Below are 13,358 nucleotides of genomic sequence, written 5' to 3' on the forward strand. Positions count from 1 at the left end.
CGTTGTTTTCATTTAATTAAAACGTAAGATTTATCCCGAATGTAAAACCTGCCACTGCCGGCACGCCCAGGTAATCGATACCGGTAGAGCCCGAACCGCCGGTTCCGCCCGCAGCACTCACCTCAGGATCCATTCCCTTGTAATTTGTCCATGTCAGCAGGTTCGTACCCACTGCTGTTGCCGATATGCCCTTGATTACTTTCTGACTTTTCAGCATACGGGTGAAGTCATACGTCAATGACAGGGAACGCAGCTTCAGCCAGTTTACGGAGGTAATAAAATTTAAGGAGTTGGCCGCGTAATTGGCCCAATATTGCTGGATCATCGATCGGCCGTCAACTTCTGTTCCGTTGATCATATAGGTTTCATCGGCATTATAGGTTTGTGTAAAGTCGGCTCCGGTCTGGCTGTTGACCCCGGTTACGGTCACCGACTGCCGGTCATTCTGCAATGTTCTTTTGCTCAGACCGTTTACAACCATTGCATATTCTGTACCGTTATATACATCTCCGCCCCTCCGGATGTCGAGTAGGAAGGATAAGGAAAGATCCTTGTACCGGAACGTATTGTTAAACCCACCGATGAACTGTGGTTCACGGTTTCCTACGATCGCTGCGTTGGTCCCTGTAAAAAATTTATACAGACCGGTGGTCGGATCTACCTGGTAGCGGCCGTTCTCTATCTCATTTCCATTTGCATCTGCCTCACGCAGGTAACGGGATCCCGTCATCCCGAGGAAGTAGCCACCATTGGGAATGGACGCCGCCTTTACGGTTCCGAACTGGGCGTCTGTTGGATAAAAATAGGCTACGCCCGGAAGAAAATCTCCCAGCCGCCCTTTGTTATAGGAGAAGTTCAGCACTACATCCCATCCAAAATCTGTTTGTACCACCGGCTTACCGGTAAGCGCTATTTCCATACCCCTATTAATTACGGAGCCGGAATTGATCGAAACAAGAATATAGCCCCCGGCATTGGACAAACGCGGCTGGGCGATCTGGTTATTTGTCTCGCTGTGGTAATAGGTATAATCCAGACCGATGCGGCCCTTCAGGAACCGGAACTCACCTCCTACTTCCCAGGATCGCTGGATCTCTGGTTTCAGCAGATCATTCCCCCGGGTATACTGGTTACCGATCCCTGTAAAAGGGCCAATACTGATGGGCGGATTTACGTAAGTGAGGGTCGCATAGGGATTTGCATCCTTACCCACCTGTGCCCAGCTTGCACGGATCTTACCAAAAGAAAGTATATCGGTCCTGGTCATTAGTTCTGAAAAGACAAACGATCCGCTTACAGAAGGATAAAAATAGGAATTGGTCGGCGCCGGGAGTAAGGTGGAGGTCCAGTCGTTGCGGCCCGTTAACGTTAGAAAAGCAATGTTCTTATAAGAAGCTCCAAACTCTCCGTACGCCCCTACCAGGCGTTTTCTGACTGTCGCATCTTTGAACCGCTGATTTTCCGGCGCAATGGTGCTGAAGCTCTGTGTCACATCACTGGTAAAATTGTAGCCCCAGTGATTTTGATTAATGATCTTTGTGTCTTCCGAAGTAGTACCCACCATCAGCCGCGTATCAAAATCGCCAAAGGTTTTATGAAAGTTGCTCATTACAGTTGTAGTGGTGTACGAATAGTCATTCAGATTTTTACTTAGCCGTCCGTTCTGGTATAAAGGGATCACGGCGGAGCCCGGAGCAATATAAGTATAGTCATTCGTAGAGTACTGATCGTATCCCAGACGTGCGATCACATCCCACCAGTCTGCTATTTTATAGTTACCGCTGATACCACCGGTAAACCGCCTGGTCTGGGAAGTTAAATTATCCATATTGATGATCCAGTAAGGGTTGTCTGTATCATTTTCCAGTTCACGTGTTCCCGCAAAAGGACGGTATTGGGTACCATCCTGATTGATATAACGTTTCATATCGAATACCTGCGGCCAGCTGTATACTGCGCCCATCGCTCCGTTCCCTCCGCCATTGTAAAGGCCTGCAGTGGTCAGCGTTCTGTCGGTATTGGCAATGGAATACGCCGCATTGGCGTTCAGGGTCAAGTGCCCATACTTCTGCTCCCCGTTAAAACGGAACGTTGTTTTCCGGTAACCGGTGTTGGGCACAATACCCGTCTGGTTAAAATTGGATCCCGATAAATAAAAAGAGCTGTTCTTCGTCCCTCCGGAAACGTTGACATTATTGTCGTATATAATGCCGTTTTGAAAAAAGTTGCCGATGTTGTCGTATAGCGTACTGTCTGCCGGGATCTCTTCTCCCCAGGAATCATAAGTAATTTCATTCAAAACTCCGTTCTTGGCATAAGAACCGATACCGAACCGGGTTTGCGCCTGCGGCAGTTTGTTGGCCCAGGAGGTGCTTATTTTGCTATTCACATTTACTGTTACCGAGCCCGCGGCTCCTTTTTTTGTTGTAATGATCACAACACCATCCGCTGCGCGGGATCCGTACAATGCCGCTGCTGCAGCGCCTTTCAGTACCGACAGGGTCTCAACATCCTCCGGGTTGATATCCATGATGCGGTTTGAATACGTGGTATTGCTGCGGGATGAGCCATCCGTTGCCGTGTTACCGGTAACGGTAGTGGAGTTATCATAGATAACACCATCAATAACAAATAAGGGCTGGTTTTGCCGGCCATCTGATGTGGAGTTTCCTCCACGGATGGTGATCGACGCACCGGCACCTGCGGAACCGCTGAACTGTGTAATGTTTACCCCCGGTACTTTGCCTGCCAGCGAGTTGACGATGTTCGTATTCTTATTCTTCATCAGTTCCTGCGCACTCAGGTCGGAAACCGAGTACCCCAGCGCCTTTCGCTCTCTTTTTATGCCCATCGCCGTAACAACTACATCTTCCATTTGTATGGATGTACCCGGCATTAATGTTACCGCCATACCCTGGGAAGGTTTCACAATTTTTGTCTGGTAACCTACATAGCTTATTTCAAGCATCCTGCCATCCGGAACAGAAATTGTGAACCGGCCTTCGGCATCAGTGACTACCGCATTGTTGGTTTCCTGTACGGATACAGTTACACCGGACAGCGGCGCGCCGTCATCGGTGGTTACAGTACCTGAGATTCGGGAGGTTTGCGCTAATAGCCATGCCGGGGATACCCCCAACAGCAGAAGTGTCAAACCCAAAAGCACTAAACGTTTCATCAGTTTTTAGATTTTATTGAATGATTCTTAAAAAACTCCTTTAAAAATGATTGGTGTATAATGAAGCAACGGGGACCTGCCGCATTAAATCGGGAAAGATCCCATACCCCGTCATGATCGCTGCACCGGCAGTTCACGACAGTAAAGCCTGGTTCCGACACTTTCGTTCTGCCGGTTGCTTTTTCTGTGATGGTTTTTATTTGCCCGGCCTCCGGGCAAGGAAGTAAAAAAGAAAAGTTTGAACAGCGCCATTCCTGGTAAAGCGCATCTTCCCATAATGATCCTTCTATTTATTTTTTATTCAGCAAATACAACTCTCTGTTCTTATATAATACAATCGTCCTGTTGCACCGCCAATTAAATGCCCATCTGCGGTGGGTTTGCAGGTTTTTGATTCCCTTTGCAGCTCTCAAACAAATTATGCTCTATCTAATGGGTACCCAGGCAAAACACTTCTCTGCATTTCTCACAACAAAGCCTCAATCCGTAACAGTGAATCAAAAATGAACCAATCAGATCGTCAATCTTCTTCTGAATGTCTGTGTTAAAGATATGTAAAATTCCCTCAAAAACAAGCAATTTCTCTAAAAAACCTGCAAATTATTGCACTATTTCGAGGCGGCCATTAATTAACGTAAAGAAGAAGCCGCCACAAGGACAGCTTCAGAAAACTTATTGTTGAGATCGGAAATGCAACACAGGAGCTGTCGAACTCACCAGCCATTAGTTTGAGTGAGCTTATATCCTCTTGACTCATATTCCTGGATCTGCGAGGTACCAACAGGTGACGTATATACCCTGTCTGTAAAAGCATTTCTGTTGGATGCATTTTCTACCATCCAGTACCCTACCATATTCGCCGCATTGGTACCATCGTAGGTAATTACAGTACCATCGGCTTTTTTTACCCGGGCTTTACCAATAGTCGTTGTGCTCAAAGCAGAAGGAATTTCTACCGGTACATTCACCCATGGTCCAAGGAAATAGTCAGGATTGGTAAAATTCATGTATTGAATTTTTTTCCATCTTTTCAGGTCCATTAATCTGGAAAACTCAAATACAAATTCCATTCTTCTTTCACGTCGTATTTCCCAAAGTAGAGGGGATACATCGCCATCCCGCGCAGGATCATTTGGAAGAGAAGCCAGCGATAAATGGGCCGTTTTTTTAATACCCTTGGCAATAGCCGCCCCATCCAGCGGGCGGTCCCGTATCGCATTGATAGATTTATCAATATCATTTTGCGTTACTGCAGAGCCGCCAAAATGTTCCGCCAACTCGGCCTTTGCTTCTATCCAATTCAGCACTACCTCGGCTAAACGTATTACAGGAGCATCACTGGTATTGGTATTACTGCCCCATGCCGGCGGATAAGGCTTACCAATATAAGTGAGTGCTTCACGGGAAGCAAACTTGAAACCATACAAAAGTGTAGCGGAACTGCCCAACGGCTTGTCAAAAAATGACGCCTCAAAACGTGGATCACGGGTTTTTATGAGATCGGCAATGGCAAAGCTGCCTGTATGGGGTAGAGATGATGAGGCAGAATCCTGCCAAACCCTGCCATCATTTAAAATAAATGATTTCATAAGAACAAGATTGGCATCCACACCCACCACTTCCGTTCCGTTTTGATAAGAACCTATGGCATGCGTGATACTTTGACCCGCGTCATAGGATCTGTAAAGTATGACTTCGGGATTTCCGGAAAGATTATCTGATGAAAACAGCGCTTTAAAATCACTTCCAAACTGATACTTATTGCTGGTCATTACTATATCCGCAGCTTCTGCGGCAAATTCCAGGTATTTTTTTGCGCGAGCCTCATCGATTCCGTGGTAATGTTCAAACGTGCCTTCGAAAAGCATCAATCGGGAAATAAATGCGGCTGCGATATATTTATTCACGAGCTGTGCTCCGTCATTTTCGCGCATATTAGCCAACGCATATTTAAAATCATCATACACCTTATCCATCACCAAGCCACGGTTTTCTCTATCCTTGTACAAGGCATTCAAATCACTTTGCTCAATCACTCTGTCATAATAAGGTATATTACCAAACACACTCACCAAACGACTATACTCAAACCCACGAAAGAATCTGCCTACAGCAGCCCAGTGTTTGTACGCTTCATCAGGAATTTTTGCTTTAAGAACATTCTCCAGCCGATCAAGCAGCACGTTTGATTTTCGTACCCACGCAAAATCCCATGTTGGTCCTCCATAATTCTGCAGCCATTCTGCACTTTCTGAATAAGAACCTCTTGAGTTGGGAATCGTGCTCTCAAAATTTGTCTGTACATTTTTCTTTGTCAGATCATCGTTGAATGTATATCCCCTTACCGGTGCATAGTCTACAGTAAAAGAACTATTGTATCCGTTAAAATAATTAGGGTAATAAGTATTTACATACATACGTACATCGTCTTCGTTACGCCAGTACTTGTCATCCATATAGTTAGTAAGAGGCGGTCTATCAAGCACGTTTTTATTACAAGCCATGAAAACGAGACAGATGGTGATACCATAGAAGTATTTCATAATTGCTGTTTTTAAAAAATCAATTGAAGACCAAATGAAAAGGATTTAAATGCAGGAATACCGGTTCCGGTGCGGCCTGAGTTATAATTGCTCGTATTCCACATAGAATAACCGCTAATGCTTTCAGGGTCTATCGGGAGATCGCCCAGGTGATCCCAGGTAAAGAAATTCTCTAATGCGCCATACACTCTTAACGAGTTGACCCAAATTTTCTTCGTTAAACTTTCCGGCAGCGTATAACCCAATGTAAGATTTTTCAGCCTGGTGTATGCCATATTCAGCAGGTACCTGTCCTGTACCTGCATATTATTTGAATTATTAGCACCGGCATTATTATAAGCAGCCGGATAAAAAGCGCCCGTATTATCAGGCCGCCAGTAATTACTTGCAATAGCTTCAGGCATTGCACCATCACTCGCATTAAAACCAGGAGTGGTTAAAAAGCCTACCCCCCATATCTCGCGCTTACCAACACCCTGGAAGAATGCACTGATATCAACGCCTTTGTAATCCAATCCCACCCATGCACCCCATTCATAACGCGGGGTTGAATTCCCTATCACTTGAAGGTCACCATGATCGCTCAGCGATCCTTTACCATCATTTATTTCACCATCTCCATTAATATCCTTGAATTTCACATCACCCGGGCCGAAAAAGAAATTATCAGAGTTTTGTAAGTAAGGTTGATATACGGGCTTTTCTCCGTTCGGGCCTGCTTTTAGTTTATATGCTTTTCTGCCGGCATATAATGGGCTTTCATCCGCGGTAAGAGTTATCAGGATAGGTTTGCCATTACCATCCAGTTCAAAATCAGCGTATTGATATAACCTGTCTGTACGATATCCCCATATTTCTCCGATATCTTTTCCATCATAATTTCCGTTGACCTGCTTACCGGTACCTATCTTAGTTAAAATAGTTCTTGCATCTGAAATATTTCCTCTCAGGTTAATGCCAAGCCCGTTTTCAAACCTGTGATTAAAATCTACTGTTAACTCCCAGCCCTTTGTGCTTAATGAGCCATAATTACCTAAGGGCGGAGTAGCGCCAAAAGTGAAGGGGATGCCTTCAAGAGGGACGATCATATCATCGGTATTTCTTTTAAACAGATCAAAGGATACATTGATCTTATTTTCGAAGAAACCCATATCGAAACCAATATTTGAACTTACAATATTCTGCCAGTAGATATTGGGATCGATGGCCAAAGGTGACCCAACATATGGCACTCTGGCTCCAACTGCGTTGATCCAGGTTGATTTGCCGCTGGGCATAATGGGAAGGTATAAATTATTAGGTACTGTTTGATCACCGATAGACCCCCATGAACCCCGGATCTTTAAGAAACTTAGTACGGGTTTTGCCCAATTCATAAATGTTTCTTCTGTGGCTACCCAGCCTGCGGAAAATGATGGATACCATCTCCACCATAAATCAGACGGAAATTTAGAAGATCCGTCATAACGCAGGTTGCCTTCCAACAGGTACTTATTCCTAAATGCATAGTTAATGCGGCCAAAATAGCCTAGTTGAGCCTCCCAGGTTTTGTCGCCGGCCACCGTTTCTGTACCCGTACCAAAGGGGAATTGGGGGTTCTCTATATTAGATAAGTTGTTTATTTGTGAAGACTGCCATTCTGTTGTACCGGCCACCCGGTTAACACCTAGTAAAAATTTAAAATTATGATCGTCTTCTATTTTCCAATTATAGGTCGTATAGGCGTTAATAGTGCTGCTGTAAAAATTTGTGACGGTGCGCGCAAAATGATCAGGATTTGAACCGGGAGCTGTATACGTTTCTGAAGAAAGATCAAAAGCCTTTATGGCTCCGGGATCAGTGGCAGCAACAATCTGTCCTTCGCTGTTTACATACACAGGATTTCCATCGGCATCGAGTCGTTCTTTCGGCGCCACCCAGGAGTTTCGTGCTGTAAACCTGGTACCAGGCCTGCTCCATATTTCATCCTGATCGGTATAGGTATAGTCAAAATCAAACCTCCAGTTCTTCATAATGTGAACAGTAGCTCCCAGGTTCAAATTCATATACTTTGTCTTTATACTAGCTGTGTTGGCTGCAGCTATCTCACTTTCGGGGCTGCGTATGGGATCACCATTTTCATCTTTGCCAAGCGGGTACAAAGAACTCCACCGGTACAGGTAAAGCCAGGGGTCTGCAGTAGTAGAGTTGGTCGCGTAAGCATACTGCTTATTCCTTGCAGAGTAAATAGCACCGGCGCGAACAGTCAGGTATTTATTTATCTCGCTCGATACTCGCAGAGACGCGTTATCCCGCCTGAAATTATCCAATTTAGCGGGCTTCAGCATGCCACTTTGATCTAATGTTCCAAGACCAATATTGTATGAGGTCTTTCCTGTTCGGGCACCAATGGATAAATTATGCTGTGCCGTGGGCGCCCATTCCCTTACCATATAATCATAAGGATCATAAGTTCTTACTCCCATTTTTTGATTACTAGCTCCCTGCACATACCAGTCCCGGCCAAACACGGTCGGATCATCCGGTCCGATACTGCCGCCATATTTGTTCTTCCATTCCACGGCCTTTTCGTAACTGGCCCTGTCTACATAATAAAAAGCACCTACAGGGGTAAAAGTCCCAATTCGCTCTGCGGCATCCACGGTATATCTCAGACCGTTCACATCGGCCATCTTCAGATCTTTCCATACATTCTGCCAGCTAAAGTTGTTGGTATAGTAAACAATAGGTTTCCCGGTGCCTGATCCTTTCTTTGTAGTAATAAGTATCACACCAAAAGCAGCTTTCGCACCATAAATAGATGCTGAAGCTGCATCTTTCAGCACAGTGATGGATTCAATATCTGTTGGATTCACTACCTGAATGCTGGGTATCTCCACATTATCCAAGAGGATCAGCGGCGCGCTGCCTCCATTTAATGAACCTACCTGCCCTCTTATTTTAATCAGTGGATCTGAACCCACCTCACCACTGGGAACGGTAATACTGAGACCGGATGCCGCACCTTGCAGCGCTCTTCCCACATCTGCAATCGGTCTGCTGGAAAGTGATTTACCCAGATCCACCGTTGATACAGCACCAGTGAGGTTCCCTTTTCTTTGCGTACCATAACCTACTACCACAACCTCATCCAGATTAGATTGTCCGGACTGCAGTACAATCGAGATCGTATCCTCACTACCAACCACAACTGTTTGACTAGCATATCCAACGAAAGAAAAAGTCATGCTACTGCCTTCCGAAGCCTGTATCTTATAGGCACCAGCGTCGTTTGTTGCTGTGGCAGCAGTTCCTGCAGTCACCGTAACTCCGGCCAGCGGAGCACCTTCTCCGGAAGTAACCGTTCCTGTAATCGTTTTTACCTGCGCCTGCCCCAGGAGGGATAAGCAGAGCAGCATAAAAAGCAGGAATACCTTGTTGAAAAAACTCTTTCTCATATGTACTTCTATTTAAAAATCTATTTTAATACTTGTTATAAAACAGTAATCCCGGCGTCTACATAAGGTTGCAACAGCTCGTCTTCCGGATCCAGTTCCGTTATCAGGTAGTCGATCTGCTTCAGCGTGCATACCTGCAGGGCTTCAAAGGAGTTCAGCTTCTCGGCGATCGTCAGGCAAACGGTTCTGGCGGAAGCCGCTACCATTGCCTTCTTCAGCTCCACCACCTCCCAGTCGCTGTCGGTAATGCCCCGCCGCAGATCGATGGCATTGGTTCCCAGGATGCACAGATCCGCATTCACTTCCTTGATCTTGGCAATGGCACTGGCGCCCACAGTGATCTTTGATTCCTTATTCACCTTGTCACCCACCACCACCACATTGATGTTCGGATGGGCGATATACGCGTTCAGCACGGGAATACTCCCCGTTATAAATGTTGCCCTGAGCTGGGGCGGCAGCCGCTTGGCCAGCTCCAGGATGGTGGTCCCCCCGCTCGTCAGCACATACATCTGTTCTTTGATCAGCCCGATCGCCTTCTGCGCAATAATGGCTTTCTGCGTTTGGGAGTACACCGGACTGGCAGTAAAATGCACTTCATTAAAAGCCAGTGAAAGCGCTCCGCCATGCACTTTGATCAGCCTCCCCGCCTCCGCAAGCTCCTGCAGATCCCTGCGTACAGTGTCTTCGGATACATTCATATCAACACAAAGCTTGGCACTGAGTACTTTATTGTGCAGATCCAGCCGGTGAAGTATGTATGCCTGTCGTTCTTTCTTTAACACAATCGTTAATTTATTCCTAAAGGTAAAAAGGAAAACAGCATAAAGTCGCAAAATCTCAAAAAAAATTGCAGAAAAAAATAAAATACCGCAAACATAATGGCTGCCAGCCCCTGGGGTATGCTGAAAATTGATTATATTTGATCAAAGAAGTTGCATAAACAACTATTTATTCTGATTCACTAAAAACACAGATCATGCAGGAAGCATATATCGTCGCCGGTTACCGTACCGCAGTCGGCAAAGCCAAAAAAGGCGGGTTCCGTTTTTATCGCCCGGACGACCTGGCGATCACTGTGATCAAAGGACTGATGGCATCCGTGCCGCAACTGGATCCCAAACGGGTGGATGACGTGCTGGTGGGAAATGCAGTACCGGAAGCCGAACAGGGTTTGCAGGTGGCACGCATCATCTCCGCCCGCGCACTGGGCATCGAAGTTCCCGGAGCAACCGTCAACCGGTACTGTGCCTCCGGACTGGAAACCATCGCCATGGCAACGGCCAAGATCCGCACCGGTCAGGCAGACTGCATTATCGCCGGCGGCACCGAAAGCATGAGCCTGGTACCTGCATCAGGATGGAAAACCGTACCTTCCTATTCCATCGCCAGCGATGAACCGGATTATTACCTTAATATGGGACTGACCGCAGAAGCCGTATCAAAGGAATTTAATATTACCCGCGAAGCCGCGGACAGCTTCAGCTACCAGTCGCACCAGAAAGCCATCAACGCCATTCAGAACGGCTATTTTAAAGAGGGCATCCTTCCCATTGAAGTGGAAGAGGTATACGTAGATAACAAAGGAAAACGCCAGGTGAAAAAATTTGTGGTGGATACCGATGAAGGCCCCCGCTCCGATACTTCGATGGAGGCATTACAAAAACTGAAACCGGTATTTGCGGCCAACGGCGTGGTAACGGCAGGAAATTCTTCCCAAACCAGCGACGGCGCTGCCTTTGTGGTGGTAATGAGTGAATCCATGATGAACGAACTGCAGCTGCAACCCATCGGAAAACTGGTGGCCAGCGCTGTGGCCGGCGTGCACCCGCGTATCATGGGCGTAGGTCCCGTGGCCGCTATTCCCAAAGCACTGGCGCGGGCCGGACTATCCTTAAACGATATTGATCTTATCGAACTGAATGAGGCCTTCGGAGCACAGGCACTGGCTGTGATACAGGAGGCAGGATTGAATCCGGAAATTGTGAATATAAACGGCGGTGCCATAGCATTGGGACACCCGCTGGGCTGCACCGGTTGCAAGCTCACGATGCAGATACTGGGAGACCTGAAACGCCTGAACAAAAAATACGGAATGGTTACCGCCTGTGTCGGCGGCGGACAGGGAATCGCAGGTATCATCGAACGTTTTTAATTTTTTTGTCGTCTAAAAATCCGGTTCACTGTGTATAACGGTAAACCGGATTTTTATTGACCGGACAGCAGTGCAAAGGGCAGCAGTGTTGCGGCGCTCCGTTCATCTTCAGTGCAAAGGGCAGCAGCCGGCTCCGGAACAAAGCAGGCTCCTGTCAAACGGGTACTACTCACCATTCACTTTTCACATTTCAACCATGTCCAAACCCTTTACAAAAACACTCAATCTGGTAAATATTGTAAAACAGCTCTGGCCGTTTGTAAAGCCATACCGGACGATGATCCTGGGCACACTGGGACTCACACTGATCGGGTCGCTTGCCGCCCAGGTAAACCCGCTCATTCTCAAGTATACAGTAGATCATGTAGATACCCTGCTGCAGGTACCGGACCCGATGCAGGAAGGAATGCGGCTGCTGCTGTATATCTCCATCATCCTCTTTACCAAAGAGCTGGTCAATATCTTTATCCAGTTCGGACAAAAATTTTACGGCGAAAAAATACGGATCAATGTCAGTAACCGCCTTTCGGAAGCGGCTATTGAAAAGATACTTTCCTACGGGATGGCCTTCTATGCGGCCCCCGAAAACCAGTCCGGCAGACTGCAAACAAGGATCGATCGCGGCGTGGAAAGTCTTACCCGCCTGGTTCAGAACTTCTTCATCGACATCCTGCCCCTGTTCTCCAATGCGTTGCTGGCACTGGTGATCATGTATATGGCCAATGTTTCGGTAGGCGTGGTAGCTACGGTTATCCTGCCTGCTTATTTTTACGTAAGCAGCCGGCAGGCAAAAAAACTGCAGGGAGTGCGCCGGCAGTTGCGGCGCGGCAGGGAGAATAAGAACAACGGACTGCTGAACCTGATCGAATCGATCACCGTTATCAAAAGCTTTGCCCGTGAACCCTACGAAGAAAAGAAACAGCTGGAGATCCAGGATCAGCTTACCCAGGACCAGCTATATACCCGTAAAACAAATTTTCGTTACGATGGTATAAAGTCTTTTATCGAACAGATCGGGGTGGTGCTCATCATTATCCTTACCACCTACCTGGTACTGGACCACCAGATCAGCATCGGCGCCATTATGCTGCACATCATGCTGTTCAATAATGTGTCTGCCCCGATCCGCCAGCTGCACCGCATCTACGACGAGGTAAATGATGCCTTTGTTTATGCAGAAGCCTATTTCCAGATCCTGGATGCAGAAGAAGCTACCGAACAATCCGGATCCTATACGGAAGAAGTGGTAAAGGGTGACTTTGAAATGCAGCAGGTAAACTTCACCTATCCGAACGGCACAAAAGCACTGCATGATATCACCCTGAAAATCGAAGGCGGTAAAACCACGGCACTGGTAGGGCTGAGCGGTGCCGGCAAAAGCACCATACTCAACCTGCTCAATAAGTTTTATGTTCCCGACAATGGTACCATCGTCCTGGATGGAGTCGGTCTGAACGACTACGACAATACGATATTACGCGGGGAGATCGGCCTGGTACTGCAAAAGAACCATATATTCAAAGGCTCGATCGAAGACAATATCCGGTACGGAAAAATGAATGCTACAAAAGAAGAGATCATTGCTGCTGCTCAAAAAGCTTACCTGCACGATCAGATCATGGAGCTTCCGCTTCAGTACAACAGCGATGCACAGCTGCTCAGCGGCGGACAGCAGCAACGCATCGCCATCGCCCGCCTTTTCTTAAAAGATCCGCCGGTCATTTTCCTGGATGAGCCTACGGCAAGCCTGGATGCCATTGCAACCGAACAGATAAAGAACAGCCTGGATGCCATTAAAAAGAACCGGACCGTTGTCATCATCTCTCATTCCATTTCACAGATCATTGATGCCGATATGATCTATGTACTGAAGCAGGGACATGTGGTCGAATCCGGCACACATGAGCAGCTCATCGGATTGAACGGAACCTATCGCGAAATATTCAACGCTTCCGCACGCAGTCTTAATATCTCCAGGATCGCCCAATCGCTTAACTAGCAGTTTCAAACATTTACCTTTCATTAACAGACGTTAGTCGCACATT

6 protein-coding genes are annotated in these 13,358 nt (G+C 46.8%); 2 read left to right on the forward strand and 4 right to left on the reverse strand.

Going from position 1 to position 13,358, the window contains the following annotated elements; all coding sequences use genetic code 11:
• Positions 1 to 16 precede the first annotated feature (16 nt).
• From K7B07_RS04720 to K7B07_RS04735, 4 genes are all read right to left on the reverse strand, one after another.
• On the reverse strand, positions 17 to 3,178 hold the full coding sequence (locus K7B07_RS04720; protein ID WP_223707885.1) for a SusC/RagA family TonB-linked outer membrane protein: 3,162 nt from the start codon (positions 3,176 to 3,178) through the stop codon (positions 17 to 19).
• Positions 3,179 to 3,891: 713 nt separating this feature from the next.
• The gene (locus K7B07_RS04725; protein ID WP_223707887.1) at positions 3,892 to 5,721 is read right to left on the reverse strand and encodes a RagB/SusD family nutrient uptake outer membrane protein; all 1,830 of its coding nucleotides are present in this window, start codon (positions 5,719 to 5,721) and stop codon (positions 3,892 to 3,894) included.
• An 11-nt stretch (positions 5,722 to 5,732) separates the two neighbouring features.
• Positions 5,733 to 9,158, reverse strand: a complete 3,426-nt coding sequence (locus tag K7B07_RS04730; RefSeq protein WP_223707888.1) for a SusC/RagA family TonB-linked outer membrane protein — start codon at positions 9,156 to 9,158, stop codon at positions 5,733 to 5,735.
• Between the two features lie 35 nt (positions 9,159 to 9,193).
• The gene (locus tag K7B07_RS04735; protein ID WP_223707890.1) at positions 9,194 to 9,943 is read right to left on the reverse strand and encodes a DeoR/GlpR family DNA-binding transcription regulator; all 750 of its coding nucleotides are present in this window, start codon (positions 9,941 to 9,943) and stop codon (positions 9,194 to 9,196) included.
• A gap of 194 nt (positions 9,944 to 10,137) precedes the next feature.
• On the opposite strand from K7B07_RS04735, the gene K7B07_RS04740 reads away from it, so the two are divergent.
• Both K7B07_RS04740 and K7B07_RS04745 read left to right on the forward strand, forming a co-directional pair.
• Positions 10,138 to 11,313, forward strand: a complete 1,176-nt coding sequence (locus K7B07_RS04740) for an acetyl-CoA C-acyltransferase (RefSeq protein WP_223707892.1) — start codon at positions 10,138 to 10,140, stop codon at positions 11,311 to 11,313.
• A 196-nt stretch (positions 11,314 to 11,509) separates the two neighbouring features.
• Positions 11,510 to 13,312 (forward strand): ABC transporter ATP-binding protein, encoded by a 1,803-nt coding sequence (locus tag K7B07_RS04745; RefSeq protein WP_223707894.1) that lies wholly within the window; start codon positions 11,510 to 11,512, stop codon positions 13,310 to 13,312.
• The last annotated feature ends 46 nt before the right edge of the window (positions 13,313 to 13,358 follow it).

This window comes from Niabella beijingensis (assembly GCF_020034665.1).
Taxonomy (GTDB): domain Bacteria; phylum Bacteroidota; class Bacteroidia; order Chitinophagales; family Chitinophagaceae; genus Niabella; species Niabella beijingensis.

Bases quoted from the DNA above. Each gene is read 5' to 3' on its own strand.
- K7B07_RS04720 (WP_223707885.1), bottom strand. From the start codon at position 3,178: ATGAAACGTTTAGTGCTTTTGGGTTTGACACTTCTGCTGTTGGGGGTA.
- K7B07_RS04725 (WP_223707887.1), bottom strand. From the start codon at position 5,721: ATGAAATACTTCTATGGTATCACCATCTGTCTCGTTTTCATGGCTTGT.
- K7B07_RS04730 (WP_223707888.1), bottom strand. From the start codon at position 9,158: ATGAGAAAGAGTTTTTTCAACAAGGTATTCCTGCTTTTTATGCTGCTC.
- K7B07_RS04740 (WP_223707892.1), top strand. From the start codon at position 10,138: ATGCAGGAAGCATATATCGTCGCCGGTTACCGTACCGCAGTCGGCAAA.
- K7B07_RS04745 (WP_223707894.1), top strand. From the start codon at position 11,510: ATGTCCAAACCCTTTACAAAAACACTCAATCTGGTAAATATTGTAAAA.